The following is a 17879-nucleotide window of genomic DNA, read 5'->3' as shown; positions in this document are numbered from 1 at the left end:
GAGCGCCGCTACCAGAGCCGTGTCGTCTCCCAGCTCATGCGCCGGGCCCAGGAACTCGGCTACACCCTCACCAAAACCGCGGACGTCTCACCCCCTGCCGGTTCACCCGCGTGATGATGTTACTTGGAAGAGCAGGCTAGGTGGTCAAGAGCCCAGGTCCGCGGCGGGATGCCGCCGCTGTCGCGGCGGGCGCGGCCATCCATGTCCGGACACCCAGGTAGCACAGGAAGAGCCCGCCGACGGCGCGGCCGTCGACGACCGTGCGGCGGATGCAGGGGATGCCGATCGGGCCGACGGGCGCGGCAATCCCGAAGCCGATCGCGAGGCCGCGGAGAAAGACGGAAAGCCCCACGTGCGGCCCCGGCCGCTGTCAGGACGCGCGGGCCGGTGCCTTGCGGCGGGCCGGAGGCTTGAGGGCGGCGTCGATCGCCGCGGCGAGGCGCGCCTCGTCGGCCGTCGCGTCGAGCCGCGCCGCGATCTCGCCGCGCTTGTTGACGACCACCGTGTACGGCGCCCGCTTGAAGCCGAAGCGGTTGGCGACCCGGAGGCTCGGGTCGAGCGCGACGGGGTAGGTGGCGCGGTGGGCCTCGAGGAAGGCGCGGACGTCGGGCTCGGTGTCGTCCACGTGGATGGCGAGGATCTCGACGTCCCGCGACCTGTACCGCTCGTACACTCGCTGGAGTCCCGCGGCCTGCGCCGCGCAGGTCTTGCACCACGAGGCCTGGAAGCGGAGCACGAGCACCTTCTTGCCGATGAGCGCGCGGGAGTCGAAGGTCTCGCCGCCCTTGAGGAGCGGCATCCGCACGGCGGGGGCGGCCGGCGGGGCGGCGCGGGCGGGCGCCGGCGAGAGGGCAAGAAAGGCGAGGGCGGCGGCGGCCAGAACGCGCATGACGACGCATAGTATAATCGTCGCCATGACGGACCTCGAACGGGAATTGCGGCGTGTCGTGGAGGGCGACGTCCGCTTCGATCCCTACTCGCGGCTGCTCTATTCCACCGACGCGTCGATGTACCAGATGGAGCCGATCGGCGTCGTGATCCCGCGCCACGCGGGCGACGTGCAGGCCGTGCTGGAGCTGGCGAGCCGGGAGAACGTCGCCGTCCTGCCGCGAGGCGGGGGCACCTCGCTCACCGGACAGACGGTCAATCGGGCGGTCGTCATGGACTTCTCGCGCTGGATGCAGGGCGTGCTCGAGGTCAACCGCGAGGAGATGTGGGCGCGCGTGCAGCCGGGCGTCGTCCAGGACGAGCTCAACGCCCACGTCCGGCCGCTCGGGCTCCTCTTCGGGCCGGACACTTCGACCTCCAACCGCGCCACCATCGGCGGCATGCTCGGCAACAACTCCGGAGGATCCCACTCGATCGCGTACGGCCTCACGGTCGAGCACGTCATCGAGATCACGGCGCTCCTGGCCGACGGCAGCCGCGCCGTGTTCGGCGAGGTCACGGCCGAGGCCTTCCGCGCCAAGATGCGCGCCTCGGGGCTCGAGGGCCAGATCTACCGCGAGGTCGCGCGCATCCGCGACCAGCACGGCCCCGAGATCCGGCGGCGCTACCCCAAGCACTGGCGGCGCGTCTGCGGCTACAACCTCGACGAGCTGGTCAAGGACCGGCCGCTCAACATGGCCCGGCTCGTCGTCGGATCGGAAGGCACGCTGCTGACCATCGTCGAGGCGAAGATGCGTCTCGTCCCGCGCCCCAAGGCCACGGCCGTGGACGTGATCCACTACCGCGACATCCAGGAGGCGCTCGAGTCCTCGCAGGCCATCCTCGAGACCGGGCCCTACGCCGTCGAGCTCACGGACAAGATGATCCTCGACCTGGCGCGTGGCAACATCGAGCAGTCCAAGCGCATGGGTTTCGTCCAGGGCGACCCGGGCGCCATCCTGATCGTCGAGTACGCGGGCGACTCACCGGCCGAGGTCCGCTCCAAGGTCGAGGCGCTCGAGGCCAAGCGCGCCGCGGCCGGCTTCGGCTACGCCGCGCACATCTCGCTCGACGCCGCGGAGCAGCAGTCCATCTGGAAGCTGCGCAAGGCCGGGCTCGGGCTTCTCCTCGGCACCAAGGGCGAGGCCAAGCCCATCGCCTTCATCGAGGACACGGCGGTGGATCCGAAGCACCTGCCCGTGTTCGTCTCGCGCTTCCGGGAGATCATGGCCAAGCACGGCGCCGAGGGCGCGTACTACGGTCACTGCTCGGTCGGGTGCCTGCACATCCGTCCGCTGGTCAACCTCAAGACGGCGCGCGGGCTCGAGCAGGTGCGGGGCATGGCCGACGAGATCTTCGACCTGGTCCTCGAGTACGAGGGCGCGATCTCGAGCGAGCACGGCGACGGCCGCGCGCGCAGCCCCTTCCTCGAGCGCGTGTACGGTCCCGCCGTGTTCCAGGCTTTCCGCGAGTTCAAGTCGGCCTTCGACCCGAAGGGCCTGATGAACCCGGGCAACATCGTGGCGAGCCCGGGCGTCACCGAGCACCTGCGCTACGGCACCGAGTACAAGACCTGGGAGCCGAAGACTTCGCTCGACTTCTCCGCCCAGGGCGGCTTCGCCGCGGCCGTGGAGATGTGCAACGGCGTGGGCGTGTGCCGGAAGACGCTCGAAGGCACGATGTGCCCGTCCTACATGGCGACGCGCGACGAGGAGCACTCGACGCGCGGCCGGGCAAACGCGCTCCGCGCCGTCCTCTCGGGCAAGGTGCCGTCCGCGGACTTCACCGGGAAGCGGCTCTTCCAGGTCATGGACCTCTGCCTCGAGTGCAAGGGTTGCAAGGCCGAGTGTCCGGCCAACGTGGACATGGCGAAGATGAAGTACGAGTTCCTCTACCACTACTACAAGGCCAACGGCCAGCCGCTGCGCAACCAGATCTTCGGTCACATCGGGAGCCTCTCGTGGTGGGGCGCGAGGCTCGCGCCGCTCTCGAACTGGCTCGCCGCGTCGGCGCCCAACCGCTGGCTCATGGACACGCTGCTGGGTATCGACCGCCGCCGCCCGCTGCCCATCTTCGCGCGCGAGACCTTTACCGCCTGGTTCGACCGGCGCCGGGCGCCGGCCGCCGCGCCTCGTGGCCCCGTCGTCCTGTTCCACGACACCTTCGTCACCTACAACGCGCCCGAGATCGGCCGGGCCGCCGTCGAGCTGCTCGAGGCGGCCGGCTACAAGGTCGAGCTCGTGGACCGCAAGTGCTGCGGCCGCCCGCTCATCTCCAAGGGCATGCTCGACGAGGCGCGGGAGCACGCGCGCTGGAACGTCGAGCGGCTGCATCCGTGGGTCGCCCGCGGCGTGGCCGTCGTGGGGCTCGAGCCCTCATGCCTGTTGACGCTTCGCGATGAGTGGGTCGAGCTCCTGCGAACCGACGCCGCACGGGAAGTGGCGCTCTCGAGCTTCCTGCTGGAGGAGTTCCTCCTGCGTGAGCGGGCCCGCGGTCTCGACCTGCGTTTCAAGCCGGGCCCGCGCCGCGCGCTGCTCCACGGCCACTGCCACCAGAAGGCGCTCGTCGGCACGGCGCCGACGGTGGCCGCCCTCGCGTGGGCGGGCTACGAGGTCAGCGAGGTGGACTCCGGCTGCTGCGGCATGGCGGGCTCCTTCGGCTTCGAGAAGGAGCACTACGATATCTCGGTGATGCTCGGGAATCGACGCCTGGCGCCAGCCGTCCAGGCCGCGCCGGCCGACACCGAGGTGGTCGCCTCCGGCATCTCCTGCCGCCAGCAGATCGAGCACCTGTCCGGGCGACGCCCGCGGCACCCGGCCCAGCTCCTGCGGGACTCACTCGACACCTAGGCCAGCGATCACGCGCTGACCGCTTCCGGGAGATCAGCCATGCCACTCAGCCGGCAAACGCTCGAGACGCTCTACCAGGTCATGGTCCGCATCCGCCGCTTCGACGAGCGGACGGTGGAGCTCTTCAACGCCGGCCACGTCAAGGGCACCGCCCACAGCTACGTCGGCCAGGAGGCGGTCGCCACCGGCGCCTGCGCGCACCTGACGAAGGACGACTCCGTCATTAGCAACCACCGCGGTCACGGCCACTGCATCGCCAAGGGCGCGCGCCTCGACTTCATGATGGCCGAGCTGATGGGGCGCGAGGACGGGTACTGCCGCGGCCTCGGCGGCTCCATGCACATCGCCGCGCTCGACCTCAACATGCTGGGCGCCAACGGGATCGTGGCGGCCGGCGTCCCGATCGGCGCGGGCGCCGCTCTTGCCACCAAGCTCCGGGGGACGGACCGCGTCGTCCTGTCCTTCTTCGGCGACGGCGGGGCCAACCAGGGCGTGGTGCACGAGACCATGAACCTGGCCGCGGTGTGGAAGCTCCCGTTCATCTTCGTCTGCGAGAACAACGGGTACGCGCTCAGCACGGACCAGAGGCGCACCACAGCGGGCGAGGGCGTCTCCGCCCGCGCGCGGGCCTACGGCATCCCGGCGGCCCGCGTGGACGGCAACGACCTGGTCGCCGTCTATGACGCGGTCGGTGAGGCCGTCGCGCGCGCGCGCCGCGGCGAGGGGCCGAGCTGCGTCGAGGCCGTCACCTACCGCTGGGGCGACCACAGCATGCGCGCCAACCTGCCCGAATACCGGACCAAGCAGGAAGAGCTCGAGTGGATGGAGAAGGACCCCGTCGCCCGCGTCGAGCGGCGCCTGATGGACATGGGCGCGACTGACATCGACCTTAAGGAGATGCGCCTGCGGGTCGAAGGCGAGCTGGACGCCGCCGTCGCGTACGGGATCGAGAGCCCCGAGCCCACCATCGAGATCATGGAGGCCGCGGTCTACGCCCCGCACTCACAAGTGGCGGAGCCCGCGAGCCGCGCCGGCCGCGAGCAGACCTTTGCCGAGGCGCTCAACGGGGCGCTGCACGGCGAGATGGCGCGTGACGAGCGTGTGTTCCTCATGGGCGAAGACGTCGGCTTGATCGGCGGCATCTTCCAGGTGTCGCGCGGGCTGCGCGATCGGTTCGGCGAGGAGCGCGTGCGCGACACGCCCATCTCGGAGCCGTCATTCGTGGGCATGGGCGTCGGCGCGGCCGTGGCCGGGATGCGGCCCATCGTCGAGATCCAGATCTGGGACTTCGTGGCCATGACGATGGACCAGATCGTGAACCAGGCGGCGAAGATCCGCTACATGTTGGGCGGGAAGGCCACGGTGCCGCTGGTAATCCGCGGCCCGCAGGGCGGCGGCATCCGCCTGGCGGCCCAGCACTCGCAGAGCCTCGAGGCCTGGTTCGTCCACGTGCCCGGCCTCGTTGTCGTGGCGCCGTCCACGCCGTATGACGCCAAGGGTCTTCTCGCCGCGGCCATCCGTGACGACAACCCCGTCATCTTCCTCGAGCACAAGATGCTCTACCCGACGAAGGGCGAGGTGCCCGAGGGCGACTACGTCATTCCCCTCGGGAAGGCCGACATCAAGCGCGCGGGGACCGACGTGACGGTGGTGGCGACGCAGATGATGGTGCAGCGCGCGTTGCAGGTCGCGGGGGATCTCGAGAAGGAGGGCGTGTCCGTCGAGGTGATCGATCCCCGCACGCTCGTGCCGCTCGACGAGGACGCCATCCTCGCCTCGGTCGCCAAGACCAATCGCCTCGTCATCGTTCACGAGGCCGTCAAGCGCGGCGGTTTCGGCGCCGAGATCGCGGCCATGGTCAGCGAGAAGGGGCTGGACCTGCTGGACGCGCCCATCGCGCGGCTCGGGGCCCGCAACGTGCCGATGCCCTACAACGACAAGCTGGAGCTGGCCACGATCCCCTCGCGCGACGACATCATGGCCGCCATCCGCTCCGTCCTCTAGCAGCTTCCGGATCCCTCTCCCCTCCATGGAGGGGAGAGGGTAGGGTGAGGGGTGGCGCTCTACTTGTCTTTGACGGCGGCTTGGACCTTGGCCGCGAGGTTCGGTGGGATCGACGTCATGCCGTGCGCCGTCTTCGCGTGCTCTGTCGATCGGGGGTCAGGTCTTGCATTCATGCATTGCCCGCTGGACTCCGCAGCGGCGAGCGACCATCCGCCACGGCCAAATTGCAAGACCTGATCCCGACTCCGAGTCTGATGACAGCGTGTCCGATTCGCCTTGACACCCGTAGGTCGGCGCGTAGACTCCTCGCTTGATGCGCCTCCGCGATCGTCCGATGTCGCCGTGGAATCAGGATCCAGTGCCGGTCCAGGATCGGGTCACGATCCTCACATCTGCCGTCCTTCTCCTCATCGCCGCAGTGGCCTGGGTCCTTGTCGTCCTGTCAAGCATTCACGGTGAGGACATGGCGATGACCATGCCGGTGACGGTCTCTGACGTTCTTGTCTTCGTCGCAAGCTGGGCCGTCATGATGACAGCGATGATGCTGCCAAGCGCGCTCCCGATGATCGCCCTGTACGGCGCGATTCAGCGGAGAGCCATCGGGGCAAGCACGAGGGGGGTGCCGGTAGCGGTGTTCACGCTCGTCTACCTAGGCCTGTGGGCTGCGACCGGTGTCCCAGTGTACTTCGCACACATGCTCATGGCTGCGCTCGCCGGGCTCACGCTATCCTACGGCATCGCCGTGATCCTACTGGCGGCGGGTGCGTATCAACTGTCGCCCCTCAAGCAAGTGTGTCTGCGGGTATGTCGCAGCCCGCTCGGCTTTCTCCTCGGCCACTGGCGCGCAGGCCGTCGAAGTAGCCTCGCGCTGGGCTGGTCACACGCCGTATACTGCCTCGGATGCTGCTGGGCGCTCATGCTGGTGCTCGTCGCCGCCGGCGCGATGGGTCTCCCGTGGGTGCTCCTCATTACGGCCATCGTGGCGGTCGAGAAGTTGATGCCGGGCGGAGAATGGATCGCCCGAATCGCCGGGGCAGCCCTCGTGCTCCTCGGCGTGACCGTGGCCCTTCGTCCCGATCTCGTGGCGGCGCTGCGTGGCGCTCACGCGATGTGATCCCACACCAGTCGCCGGAGGAGGATCGTCATGGCAAGCCCCCAGTGGAAGATCAGCGGAGACTACTTCGAAGCGTGCAACTGTGACTCCGTGTGCCCGTGCCCAACCTCGGGCCTGGCAGCGCGGCCGACCCAGGGTCACTGCGATGCCGGCCTCGTCTTCCACGTCGAGCGCGGCTCGCATGGAACGATCCAGCTCGACGGCCTCAGCTTCGCCGTCCTCTTGCACACCCCCGGGCCGATGATCGCCGGAAACTGGACCGTCGGAGTGATCGTGGATGAGCGGGCCACCGCCGAGCAGCGCGAAGCGCTCGGGGCGATCGGAAGCGGACAGGGCGGCGGTCCGATGGCGGCCCTCGGGCCACTGGTCGGTTCCTTCGTCGGGATCGAAGCCAAGCCGATCCGGATTGAGGGCAGCGGGATGCGTCGATCCGTGTCGATCCCGGGGGCGCTCGACCTCGCCATCGAGGGAATTCCGGGCGCGAGCCAGACCGAGCCGATCTACTTAGATAATGTCGGTCACCCTGCCGCGACTCGCCTCGCCCTCGCGAAGGCTTCCAGGAGCCACATGCACGCGTTCGGGATCAACTGGGACGACTCGTCCGGCAAGAACAACGGCCACTTCGCTCCATTCTCCTGGAGCTCGAGCTAGGAGATGTGCCGCGCGCTCGCGCCGATCGGGATCAGCCCCGCTTGAGATCAAGGTCAGGTCTTGCATTCGTGCATTGCCCGCTGGACTCCGCAGCGGCGAGCGACCATCTCCTGAGGCCTGATGTCGGATTGCAAGACCTGACCCCCGACTGTGCTCCTCTTCCCGCCCTATCCAACAACTCCCTCACCCCAGAGGGGCAGGTCCTCTGGCCCCGCCGGCGAGGGCGAGCGCTCAGCCTCACGGGGGCATAGGTGGGTCCGCCCTCAGCGGTCGTCTGCCCCATCGGCCTCGGTGGACAGGCCATTGACGGCGCCGGGACGCTTGGCGCAGGATCACGTCCGATGGCCCCGCGCGGCGCCCGACCTCCGGCAGTCCCGCCGCCCGCCCCCGCCTGCTCACGCCGCCGCGCCGAGTCTCATAAGGACGTTTATGTTTCTATGCTCCTCGATTCTCACTGAGCGCCGGAGTGGAGCGTAGCCGATACGATGGGCATGCTCAGCCACGATGTGCTCTGGCACAACTCGTCGTTCGGAGTCAGCGCAATGAGGAGAACGCGAGCTTCCTGCCACCCAGTCCACGTGGGGCATCTTCTACGACGTCTACCGATATCAACGCATGGTCGTCGTCCTCGCGATCGCCCGCAAGGTCAGGAACCGATTGTTCGTGGTAAGGAGAGATTCGAGCCGCGACGATCGCGGCCGGGCAGCAGGAGACTTCCACCGGAGGCCGTCGGGGAGGGGCGCCGGGATCAGCGGCGGTGGCGCTTCCGGCGCTTTCCGGCAGGAGCGTGGCTCGCAAGCCATTCCAGAGCGCCGGGTGTCGCGTCCCAGGCGTCTCCTAGCTCATCGACGCAGATCACCGCCTCCTCCCGGCTGCCCATGGCATACGACGCAGGCGCGGGGCCCGCCCACTCGCTGTCGCCCGCCAGGTAGCCGGGCAAGTGGCGGTTCGAGCGAAACGCCGCGCGCAGCCGCTGGCGCGAGGCCGGGCAATCGCCCTCGCGGCGAAAGGCCCAGAGGGCCCGGCCGTATTGCCAGAGCGCCGTCGGCTCGTCGCCGAACTGGAGGAGCAACGTCCCCGCCTCGTCATCCCGCCCCGTGAGGAGGAGCGCGTTGAGAGAGGCGTACCGGACACCCTGGTTGTCGCCGGGATTGAGGCGGAGCAGATCGCGGTAGTGTGTGAGGGCCTCGTCACGCTGGCCCAGATCATCGAGGCATCGGGCCAGGCCGAAGCGCGCCCGCATGTAGGGCCGCGTGCGCACGTCGCCCCAGAAGTGCCCGGCCTCTTCCGCGAAGACGGTGGGCCCGAGGACCCGCTCGCCAGCTGCCACACCCTGGACGTAGAGGTCGCGGGCCTGACTGAGGTCGGCGCACTCCTCGGCGATGAGGACGTAGGCGTCGGCGCAGTCTGCGGACAGATCGAGGGCCTTGCGCGCCAACTGGATGCGGCGGCGGCCGCGCGCGTCCGTGGCACGGTAGACCAGATCCTGCGCGCGCTCCACGGGCGTGCTGGCCGTCGACGCGATGGTGTCCATCGATCCCGTGAACTTCGCTTGGAGGGCGTCGTTCATCTCGGACTCGCTGGCAAACTCCCGGGTGGCCGCGAAGCGCTGCACCTCGAGCAGCATGCGCTCAATGACGCGACGGTCGGGCATGCCGTGCCGGGCGGAGTCGGACGGCGCGTCCAGTGGGCGGAGCAGCTCCGGGATGGCCAGGGTGACGCGGCGGGGGCCATCGTGAGCGATGACGTCGTGACTCCAGCGGCCCTGGTCGATCTCGGCCTCCGTGGTGCGGGACAGCGCCAGCAGTATCGTCTCGATGCCGCCCAGCTCGCGCGCATCCGGACGGCGCAACCGGCTCGATGGGCCGAACCATGCCGCCACCGGATACGCCCCGGCCGCCGCCACCGGGAACCCTTGCTCTTCCCACAGGTCGAGGTCGGAGAATGGCGTCTCCCATGGCGCGCCGAAAAGGACGGCCCAGCGCCCCCCGTCTTCCAGAAGGGTTTCGGGGTCGGGGGAGGCGTGGAGCCTGTCGAGGTCCTTCGCGGAGGCGAAGAATCCCAGCCCGAACGTCTGACCGGCGCGTCCGAGGACCGTCACATGACGAAATGGCGCGCCCAGTCTCGGCGTCTCCACGTGGATCAGGTCCTCGTCGCTCAGGTGACGCCAGGGCGCTGCGGCATAGAAGTCGCGCGCCGCGGCGGCGAACGCCCGCATGCGCTCCACGGTCATGCCCTCGTGGTCCAGCGCTGCCGGATGCGGCTCGCCGTTCGTCTCCGCCGCCATCCGGTCCACCATCGCCTTCACCTCGTCGAGGCGGGTGTCGACGGTCACCGCCAGCTCCGGGTCACCAAGCGTGCGGGCAATCTGCTCACCGAGTGCCTGGTCGGCGACCTGGATCGCCGCCGGGCGCGTCCGGGCGAACTTGAAGCCCAGCTCAAGCAGCGCGTCGAGGGCGAGCGTCCCCTCTTCTTCGTTCGACTCTGCGAGCTTCACGGTGGCGAGGCCCGTCTCCAGGCTGATCCACACGGCGCCCAGGGGCCGATACGGCGTGCCATCGGGGCCGTCCACCCACATGGGCATGCGGAGGATGCCGCCTTGCCAGGTATCCTGGGAGCGCCGCGGCAGGCGGACGAAGCGGGCCAGCATGAGGGACGAAACCTGAGCCATGGCCGCCTCCGAAATCAGTGCTCCGGGATCACCGCGCCAGAGCCGGGGCCCGGCCGGTGTCCAGCGGGGGCACAGCGGCAGAGCGTGACGGACCGCCCGACTCTTCCACGGCGCGGAGGATACCACACGGAATTCCGATTCGGATGTGCCCTGTCACGCCGGACGTGTGGATCGCCATGTGCACGATCCCCGAATGCACCGTCGCGAGGTGGTCGGCGCCGAGGAGCTCGGCCACCGCCGCGGCGTCGGTGCGGAGGCCGCGCTCCACCGCTGGTCAAGAACGCGTAGGAGGGCGTTGACGCCGCCGGGGCGACTGGCGGCCCCATCGCGCGTGTAGCATCGCCACGAAGTCGTGCGCTGAGGGCGTGAGCGCGGCTTCTCGATGCCGGACGATCGAGATCGTCCGCCGCACCTTCCACCCGCGAAGCCGAACGATGGCGAGGGAGCCGGCCCGGAGCTCACCCTCGACGGTGAACCAACTACAGCCGGCCACGCCATGGCCGCGAGCCACCGCCAGCTTCACCGCTTCCCAGTTCGGCAGTTCGAGGCGGCGGCTCGGGGTGATGCCGGAGTCGGCCCAGGCCGCCTCGACGGCGGCTCGGGTCGCCGAGCCCTCGTATGGCGAGATCCATGTCGTCGCTTCCGCGTCCCGCCGCGACATCCTCCGGCCGGCAAGCTGGGGAGGACCCACCACCACGATCTCCTCCTCGACGAGCGGCTCCGCTTCGATCTCCGGCGCCGCCGCGAACCCGCCGACCACGCCGAATTCGGCGCGATGCGAGCGCAGCGCATCCATCGTTTGCGCCGACGCCCCGGGCACGATGGTCACGCGCACGTCGGGATGCGCGCGCTGGAACGTTACGACGACCTCCGGTAAGAGGTACGTGGCGGGGACGCCTGACGCGACGATCGTCAGCGAACCGGTGGCCCGCTGACGGAACTCGCCGACGCCCCGGACGGCCTGCGCCAGAAGCGCCTGGGCGCGCAGCACGTAATTGGCGAGGAACTCCCCGGCTGGAGTCAGCTCGCCGCCCCGCGGTCGGCGCTCGACCAGCTTCACCCCGGCCTCCCGCTCCACATCGGCGATGTGCTTGGAGACGGCGGGTTGACTGATGCGGAGCTCCCGCGCGGCCGCCGAGAACGAACGGCGCCGCGCGAAGGCCGCGAACGCCCTTAGCCGCGCTTCCATGTCCATAATCAGAGATTATACCGACACGGCGTCGTATGTATTTCAGTTCTGCCAGGTGGCGACCTAGTGTTGGCCATCCGTGATAGTAGGTCCAAGGAACGATGGCCGGCGAGAGCAGGCCTGAGAGGGCCGAGAGGAGGCATGCATGAGAGTTCTCAGCAGGCGAATGCTTGGTGGGGTTCTGTTGGGAATGGCACTGGCGGTGTCCTCGGTTCTCGGCGGCTCACGGCCGGCGGCGGCGGTGGAGGTGGGCGAGCCGGCGCCCGACTTCAAGCTGCCGAGCACCAACGGGGTCGACATCGCTCTCAGCGACTTCAGGGGCAAGAAGTGGGTGTTCCTGGAGTTCTACGGCGGGGATTTTCATCCGACCTGAGCGGCGAACCTGTTGGCCAGGAAGGCCAACTACCAGAGCTTCGAAGTTTTGAATGTCCAGCTCCTCGGCGTCAGCGCCAATTCGACGTTCTCGCAGCAGGCCTTCGCCGAATCTCTGAAGCTGCCGTATCCGCTGCTGAGCGACTACGCCGACCGAAAGGTCATCGGGGCCTACGGCATCCTCAAGGAGAGGACGATGACCGCGATCAGGACGTTCTTTCTCATCGACCCCCAGGGTGTGATCCGCAAGAAGTGGGTCATCGAGAACCCGAGCACGACGACCGTGTACAGCGACACCGTCCTGAAGGGTATCCGGGAGGTCATTGGCAGGCAGTGACGGTGCCGTCAATTCGTTCGGCGCCGGTGCGGGGCCGGTGGTGGCCCTGGCTCGCGTGGAGTCTGCTCGTCGCCACGCAGTGCAGTCCGGTGGGAGCGGACCCGGTGGTGCCATCGCTGCTCAAGCCACTCGATCTGGTCGGTTACCCCTCCCGCACCACGCCTCCCCACTTCAGTGGCAGCACCGTCGATGCCCGGCGGGTCTCGATGACCGTTCTGCGGGGGAAGGTCGTCCTCGTGAACTTTTGGGCGAGCTGGTGTCTGGAGTGTCGCCCGGAAATGCCCGTGCTGGAGCGCCTGCACCGTGAGCTCGCGCCGCAGGGCCTCGCCTTCGTCGGCGTCAACGCCCGGGAGAAGAAGGAAGCAGTGTCGCGCTATGCCAAGGAACTGGGCCTGACCTTCCCACTCGTGCTCGATCCGGACGGCGAGATCAGCGCGCTGTATGGCGTGGTCGGTTTGCCCGCGACCTTCCTCGTGGGCCGGGATGGACGTGCCGTGGGGTTCGCGATCGGATCGCGTGAGTGGGGGAGCGCGCCCGCGCGCGCGCTCTTCACTGCCCTGTTGGCCGAGCCGCCGCCACGCCCTCTCCCAGAATGATCCGCCGTCGCCCCATTCTGCTCGCGATTGGGATCGTGCTCACGATCCCCCGGTTGATGGGCAGCGCGGCCGAAGCGCAGCGGGCCGGGCCGGTCCGGATCGGAGCGCTGACGGAATCGTGGGGACCGACAACCCTGATCGTCGGGCTGCGGGACGGCCTTCGGGAAATCGGGTACCGCGAGGACAGGGACTTCACGATCGGGGTACGCTTTACGCAGGGCGACCCGGCCGAACTGCCGGCGGCCGCCCGTGACCTGGTCAGGCTCGGAGTGGACCTGATCGTGGCGGCTGACACGAGCAATGCGGCCAAGGCCGCTCAGATGGCGACCGACCGGATCCCGATCATCTTCGTCGGCGGAAGCGACCCGGTGGAATCGGGGCTCGTGAAGAGCTTCGCGCGTCCCGGGGGCAACATCACGGGCATCGCGGATATCGACCTTGAGCTGGCGCCGAAGCGGATGGAGCTGTTTCGCGACATTGTTCCGGGCCTGAAGCGGGTGCTGTTCGTCTACGACGCGGCGAATCCGCTCGCCGCCACCCTCCTCCGCGTGCACCGGGACGCCGCGCGCCGCCTCGACCTCACGCTGATGGAGCGTCCGGTGCGGACGCAGGAGGAGGCGCAGGCCGCCATCGCCGGGGCCCGGAAGGGTGCAGTGGACGGAATCATCTCCCCCCGGCTCCATTCGCTGAACATTCCCGGGTTCATCCTGGAGGTCGCGGCCAAGGGGAGGGTCCCGACGATGTTCCACAGTCCGTTCTATGTGGAGCGGGGAGCGCTGGCCAGCTATGGCGCCGACCGACACGAGATGGGCCGTCAGGCGGCGAGGCTGGTCGACAAGATCCTCAAGGGCGCCAAGCCGGCGGATTTGCCCGTCGAACAGGCGAACAAGTTCGAGCTGGTCCTGAATCTCAAGACCGCCCGGGCCCTCGGGCTCACGATCCCCCGGTCGGTGCTACTGCGGGCGGACCGGGTTATCGATGACAGGGCTCGTTAGCGGTGAGAGTCCCCGCCGTCGACGACACAGCCCCCGTGGAGGTACACATGCGAACGAAACGTATGGCCAGCTTCGTGGTGCCGATCGCGCCGGGATTCATCGTCGTGGTCTCGCTCGCTACAGCCTAGTCCGGCACCAGCATTTTCCAGAGAACGTTGCTGGAACCGAATCAGAAGACGCTGGAGGTTTCCACCGAGGAACTCCGGAAGATCCGCGCCGACCGGCAGAGCCTCGTGCTCGACGCGCAGCCGTTCATGGAGTACGCCGTGAGCCACGTCCCCGGCGCGCTCAACGTGTCGGCGAAGCCCGGCGGCCTCACCCAGATCGAGATCGAGGGCGTCAAGTACATCCACGCGAGCGACCGGACCGCGGTGTTCCTCGACGCGCGGGATCCGCAGGAGTTTTCGGCCGGCAGTCTCAGCGGCGCGCGCAACTTGCCAGCGAGCGGCGTGAAGCCCGGCAAGGACGTCGGCGAGGTGAGGAAGGCCGAAGACGACGGCCGCCTGCCGGTGGAGGACCACACCCGCATCGTCGTGTTCGGCCGGGACAGCGCTCAGGCCCGCCTGGTGGCCGAGGCGGTCGTCAACGAAGCGTTCCACAACGTGACGTTTTTCGACGGCCCGTTCGCGACGATCAAGGCCGCCACGCGGTAGCGCGCCCAGAGCATAGCCGTCAAGCGCGGCGGTTACGGCGCCGAGATCGCGGCCATGGTCAGCGAGAAGGGGCTGGACCTCCTGGACGCACCCATCGGGCGGCTCGGGGCGCGAAACGTGCCGATGCCCTACAACGACAAGCTCGAGCTGGCCACCATCCCCTCGCGCGACGACATTCTCGCGGCGATCCGCTCGGTGCTCTAGCCTGCCCTATTCACGAACGCGTGTTCCGCGTCCTATGCGCCCCCTCATTTACTCAGCCCTCGCCTCGCCGCTGAGCGGCTCAGCTCGAACTGCGTCCCTCTCCCCCGGGGGCGAGGGGATCGAAACGGCTCCCTCTCCCTCTCCGAGGGAGAGGGTCGGGGTGAGGGTGGCGCCTGTGTTCACGCATAATCCGGCCTGGGCCACGACCTTTGCCCTGACCGTCACGAACCCGACGACCATCCTCTCCTTCGCGGCGATCTTCGCCGGGCTGGGTCTCGGAAGCGTCGCCGGCGGCTACGGCTTGGCGTCGCTCATGGTGTTGGGGGTCTTCCTGGGCTCGGCCTTCTGGTGGCTCTTGCTCAGCACCGGTGTCGGTTTCCTCCGCTCCTCTTTCACCCCGGCCCACCTTCGCTGGTGAATCGCGGCGCCGCCGTCATCATCACGGCCTTCGGCCTCGGCGCCCTCCTGAGCCTGCTCGCCTGAGCCGTCCATAGTGTCTCAGTTTGAGCGAGACGCAATGGCGAAAAGTATCGCCCCTGCGATGAATACGACCCAGGCGAGGCCCCACGCCAACGCCCATGAGCGGCTGCGAAATACGATCGGTCCGCCAAAGCCAGCGGCCATCCCGAAGCACGGGATCAGGCCGACTCCTAGCGTCCCCACGACGTTGAGAATTAGCCCGATCAGGGCGCATCGGTTCACGCGATCTCGCCCCTCCTGTAGGTCTCACGTTAGCGGGCCGGAGCATAGCAGGGATGGAAGCGGTGCGGACGCACGGTGGATGAGCAGGACGGCAACGGCGCCGAGCCGGAGCCCAGCGCCGTCCCTGCCGAGGCCTAGCTACGAGCGCCGGGTTACCCCAGTGAGAATAGGCTTTATGTCATCTACGCCGAGGACCGTCTGGCCGCCGTGACCGACAATGGGCTTTATGTCGCTTACGCTCTCTCAGGAGGGCGCAGCCCGTACTTGCCGAGGAGATCCGCCCGATAGTAGAGGAGACCGACGTTCATGATCCACGGCAGGGCCCACAGCCGGCCGCCGAAGCCCGCGGCGTCCACCGCGGAAGGGAAGTGAGCGGCCAGCTCCGCCGGAGGCACGTACTCGGTCAGGTCGAGCAGCCACCCCGCGCGGGCGAATTCCGGCACCCAGATCACATCGAGCATGAGGACGTCGAAGGCCGGCGTGCCGCTCTCCATGTTGACCACGTAGTACTGCTGTTGCTCGTCCGTCGTCCAGGGCAGGGACTCGCTCTTGACGCGTATGCCCGCGTGCAGTCGCTCGAACTTCCTGAGGAGGTCGCCGACGGGGTCCGTGGGGCCGAGGATTTTCGCGTGCTTGAACACCAGAGTGATCGGGCCGCTTCCCGCCGGCGGACGGCCGCAGGCGGCGCGCATCATGCCGGCCACGAGCGCGATGACGACCAGACACTGCGCCGCGCGGCGGGCGACGGGGCCCGGCGGCAGAGGACGCTCAGTCCGGAATTGCAATCGAAGCGCATGGGGCCTCCGGCGCGCGCGGGGCGGGAAGTCAGAGGGCAGTCTAGTGGGCGCGCCTGAGGCCGTTCAAGGCCGGAGCAGGACCCGTGAGGCGCACGAGGGCCCGGGCAGTGCCCCGGGCCCTCGCTGTCGCGGGAACGGACTAGGACTGCGGCGGGGTCTTGACCTGGATCGAGGTCACGACCTTCTGGCCGCCCTTCTCCTCGTACTGCGCCATAACCAAGGCGCCGGGCCTGAGCGCCTCCTTCGGCGCCTTCACCGACTTCGGGATCATGAGCTTGGTCCCGTCCTCGAGCGTCACCTGTGTGCCGGACGGATCCACGCTCTTGACCTTGCCCTCGATGGCCTGGACCCCGGACTCCGTTTTGGGCTTCTGCTCCATCTTGGGCGTGGCCGGCTCCTTGCTCTGCGCCATCAGATCGCTCGGCGCGCCGAGCGACGCCGCCAGGAGCGCGGCGGCGGCGAGTGCGATCATATGTTTCATAATTCTCCTCCTCCTTGTGATGGTGAGAAATCACCTCGGGCTCCGCGACCGTTGGCTTCTCGGACGGGGAGCCGCCCTGACCCAGAAGAGGAGCAATCCGCATGCCATCCACGGTGCGGCAATTCGGCCTCCCAAGCCCGGGAAACCTTTCGGGATGGGGCATGGACGCGCATGACCGGAAGAACTTACCAGGCAGGAATTACCCACTCACGATCAGGCTGGCGACCTCCGCTCCGCCGGCTCCCGGCTCGCCAGCCCGAGCGAAGCCCCTTGCCGGATCAACTCCTCCTGCACCTCGCCGGCTGGCACCTCGCGCGGCCCGCGGCCCGAGCGCGTGGCGAGCGCCGCGCAGACGCCCGCAGCCTGCCCCGTGGCCATCGCCACCGGCATCACCCGATACGACGAATGGGCTTCGTGAGTGCCGGAGATGCAGCGGCCGGCCACGAGGAGCTGCTCCGCCTGCCGGGGCACGAGACACCGCAGCGGGATGTCGTAGGATTCCCCGGCAGGCAGGCGCCTGAGGAGGGTGCCCCTTCCGGTCGGGCTGTGGATGTCGATCGGATAGGTGCCCCGGGCGATGACGTCGGGCCACTTGCGCGCCTCGAGCAGGTCGTCGGCGGTGAGTTGGTACTCTCCGAGGATCCGGCGGGTCTCGCGCACGCCGATGGTCACCCCGCTCTGCACCACGTAGGCCTGCTCGAAGCCGGGCACGTACCGCCTCAGAAACGCGACGATCTGCCGCATCTGCCGCCCGGCCGTCCACTCGGCCCGCGTAAAATCCCACACGCTGATGCCCAGCGCGCCGGTGACGCGGGTGGTGTTCACGCTCACCTCGCGGTCGTGCGGCGTGCCGAAGAAGAGGATGTCTTCGCGCGGCAGGTCCAGCTCGCCGGCCGTCGCCGCCAGGCGGATCAGGTCCCAGAGGCCGTGCACCCCGTGCCACTGGCTTGAATGGGCTTCGTTGTAGGCGGCGAACGCGGCGCGCTGGAACTCCGCTCCGCCAAAGCCAGCGGCCATCCCGAAGTACGGGATCAGGCCGACTCCTAGCGTCCCCACGACGTTGAGAATTAGCCCGATCAGCGCGCATCGGTTCACGCGATCTCGCCCCTCCTGTAGGTCTCACGTTAGCGGGCCGGAGCATGGCAGGGATGGAAGCGGTGCGGACGCACGGTGGATGAGCAGGACGGCAACGGCGCCGGGTAGTGTCTCAGTTTGACTGAGTGGCCGAGATCGGAAGTGCGGCTAGCTGTGACATACTCCGGCCATGGAAGCGGGCGTAGCCGATCACATCTGGTCGCTCGAAGAGATAGCGGCCCTCGCCGCATAGGAGGAATCAC

General features: G+C 68.6%; 16 protein-coding genes and 1 pseudogene. 10 read left to right on the top strand and 7 right to left on the bottom strand.

The features are described 5' to 3' along the window. Positions 1–136: 136 nt before the first annotated feature. Together Q7W02_27670 and Q7W02_27665 are read right to left on the bottom strand one after the other, a co-directional pair. Positions 137–352, bottom strand: a complete 216-nt coding sequence (locus tag Q7W02_27670; GenBank protein ID MDO8479906.1) for a hypothetical protein — start codon at positions 350–352, stop codon at positions 137–139. Positions 353–370: 18 nt separating this feature from the next. After that, positions 371–916 (bottom strand): TlpA disulfide reductase family protein, encoded by a 546-nt coding sequence (locus Q7W02_27665; protein MDO8479905.1) that lies wholly within the window; start codon positions 914–916, stop codon positions 371–373. Between Q7W02_27665 and Q7W02_27660 the strand changes: the two genes are divergently transcribed. The 4 genes from Q7W02_27660 to Q7W02_27645 all read left to right on the top strand — a co-directional run bounded on the left by Q7W02_27660 (position 915) and on the right by Q7W02_27645 (position 7545). After that, positions 915–3776, top strand: coding sequence for an FAD-linked oxidase C-terminal domain-containing protein (locus Q7W02_27660; protein MDO8479904.1), 2862 nt, complete (start codon positions 915–917; stop codon positions 3774–3776). The two genes, Q7W02_27665 and Q7W02_27660, sit on opposite strands and share 2 nt — an antisense overlap. A 39-nt stretch (positions 3777–3815) precedes the next feature. After that, positions 3816–5780: a dehydrogenase E1 component subunit alpha/beta gene (locus Q7W02_27655; protein ID MDO8479903.1), complete on the top strand. Its 1965-nt coding sequence runs from the start codon at positions 3816–3818 to the stop codon at positions 5778–5780. 358 nt (positions 5781–6138) lie between these two features. Further along, positions 6139–6894, top strand: a complete 756-nt coding sequence (locus Q7W02_27650; GenBank protein MDO8479902.1) for a DUF2182 domain-containing protein — start codon at positions 6139–6141, stop codon at positions 6892–6894. A gap of 30 nt (positions 6895–6924) precedes the next feature. Further along, positions 6925–7545 carry a DUF1326 domain-containing protein gene (locus Q7W02_27645; protein MDO8479901.1) on the top strand — a complete coding sequence of 207 codons (621 nt, stop codon included), beginning with the start codon at positions 6925–6927 and terminating at the stop codon, positions 7543–7545. 748 nt (positions 7546–8293) lie between these two features. Here Q7W02_27645 and Q7W02_27640 read toward each other — a convergent pair. Both Q7W02_27640 and Q7W02_27635 read right to left on the bottom strand, forming a co-directional pair. Beyond that, positions 8294–10216 (bottom strand): hypothetical protein, encoded by a 1923-nt coding sequence (locus tag Q7W02_27640; protein MDO8479900.1) that lies wholly within the window; start codon positions 10214–10216, stop codon positions 8294–8296. Positions 10217–10490: 274 nt separating this feature from the next. After that, positions 10491–11411: a LysR family transcriptional regulator gene (locus Q7W02_27635; protein MDO8479899.1), complete on the bottom strand. Its 921-nt coding sequence runs from the start codon at positions 11409–11411 to the stop codon at positions 10491–10493. Positions 11412–11595: 184 nt separating this feature from the next. On the opposite strand from Q7W02_27635, the gene Q7W02_27630 reads away from it, so the two are divergent. The 6 genes from Q7W02_27630 to Q7W02_27605 all read left to right on the top strand — a co-directional run bounded on the left by Q7W02_27630 (position 11596) and on the right by Q7W02_27605 (position 14980). Then, complete coding sequence (locus tag Q7W02_27630) at positions 11596–12114, top strand: peroxiredoxin family protein (protein ID MDO8479898.1); 519 nt, start codon at positions 11596–11598, stop codon at positions 12112–12114. A gap of 104 nt (positions 12115–12218) precedes the next feature. Beyond that, the gene (locus tag Q7W02_27625) at positions 12219–12710 is read left to right on the top strand and encodes a TlpA disulfide reductase family protein (GenBank protein MDO8479897.1); all 492 of its coding nucleotides are present in this window, start codon (positions 12219–12221) and stop codon (positions 12708–12710) included. Positions 12711–12766: 56 nt separating this feature from the next. Beyond that, positions 12767–13705, top strand: a complete 939-nt coding sequence (locus Q7W02_27620) for an ABC transporter substrate-binding protein (protein ID MDO8479896.1) — start codon at positions 12767–12769, stop codon at positions 13703–13705. A gap of 155 nt (positions 13706–13860) precedes the next feature. After that, positions 13861–14358, top strand: a complete 498-nt coding sequence (locus Q7W02_27615; GenBank protein MDO8479895.1) for a rhodanese-like domain-containing protein — start codon at positions 13861–13863, stop codon at positions 14356–14358. Positions 14359–14370: 12 nt separating this feature from the next. After that, positions 14371–14562 carry a transketolase C-terminal domain-containing protein gene (locus Q7W02_27610; GenBank protein ID MDO8479894.1) on the top strand — a complete coding sequence of 64 codons (192 nt, stop codon included), beginning with the start codon at positions 14371–14373 and terminating at the stop codon, positions 14560–14562. A 160-nt stretch (positions 14563–14722) separates the two neighbouring features. Beyond that, a complete protein-coding gene (locus tag Q7W02_27605) occupies positions 14723–14980 on the top strand; it encodes a hypothetical protein (GenBank protein ID MDO8479893.1) in 258 nt (85 codons plus the stop codon). A gap of 517 nt (positions 14981–15497) precedes the next feature. On the opposite strand, the gene Q7W02_27600 is transcribed toward Q7W02_27605, so the two are convergent. From Q7W02_27600 to Q7W02_27590, 3 genes and pseudogenes are all read right to left on the bottom strand, one after another. Continuing rightward, a complete protein-coding gene (locus Q7W02_27600; protein MDO8479892.1) occupies positions 15498–16049 on the bottom strand; it encodes an extracellular solute-binding protein in 552 nt (183 codons plus the stop codon). A 151-nt stretch (positions 16050–16200) separates the two neighbouring features. Continuing rightward, positions 16201–16542: a DUF1344 domain-containing protein gene (locus Q7W02_27595; protein MDO8479891.1), complete on the bottom strand. Its 342-nt coding sequence runs from the start codon at positions 16540–16542 to the stop codon at positions 16201–16203. A 213-nt stretch (positions 16543–16755) separates the two neighbouring features. Then, positions 16756–17538 (bottom strand): annotated as a pseudogene (locus tag Q7W02_27590) (FAD-dependent oxidoreductase). Positions 17539–17879: the final 341 nt, after the last annotated feature.

The organism is Candidatus Rokuibacteriota bacterium, assembly GCA_030647435.1.
GTDB lineage: Bacteria > Methylomirabilota > Methylomirabilia > Rokubacteriales > CSP1-6 > AR37.
Note: the sequence above shows the minus strand (reverse complement) of the source record. Positions and strands in the feature narration are given on the sequence as shown.

Excerpts from the sequence above, each read along its gene's own strand:
- Q7W02_27595 (MDO8479891.1), bottom strand. The coding sequence starts at position 16,542 with ATGAAACATATGATCGCACTCGCCGCCGCCGCGCTCCTGGCGGCGTCG.
- Q7W02_27640 (MDO8479900.1), bottom strand. The coding sequence starts at position 10,216 with ATGGCTCAGGTTTCGTCCCTCATGCTGGCCCGCTTCGTCCGCCTGCCG.
- Q7W02_27655 (MDO8479903.1), top strand. The coding sequence starts at position 3,816 with ATGCCACTCAGCCGGCAAACGCTCGAGACGCTCTACCAGGTCATGGTC.
- Q7W02_27620 (MDO8479896.1), top strand. The coding sequence starts at position 12,767 with ATGGGCAGCGCGGCCGAAGCGCAGCGGGCCGGGCCGGTCCGGATCGGA.
- Q7W02_27660 (MDO8479904.1), top strand. The coding sequence starts at position 915 with ATGACGGACCTCGAACGGGAATTGCGGCGTGTCGTGGAGGGCGACGTC.
- Q7W02_27635 (MDO8479899.1), bottom strand. The coding sequence starts at position 11,411 with ATGGACATGGAAGCGCGGCTAAGGGCGTTCGCGGCCTTCGCGCGGCGC.
- Q7W02_27665 (MDO8479905.1), bottom strand. The coding sequence starts at position 916 with ATGGCGACGATTATACTATGCGTCGTCATGCGCGTTCTGGCCGCCGCC.
- Q7W02_27645 (MDO8479901.1), top strand. The coding sequence starts at position 6,925 with ATGGCAAGCCCCCAGTGGAAGATCAGCGGAGACTACTTCGAAGCGTGC.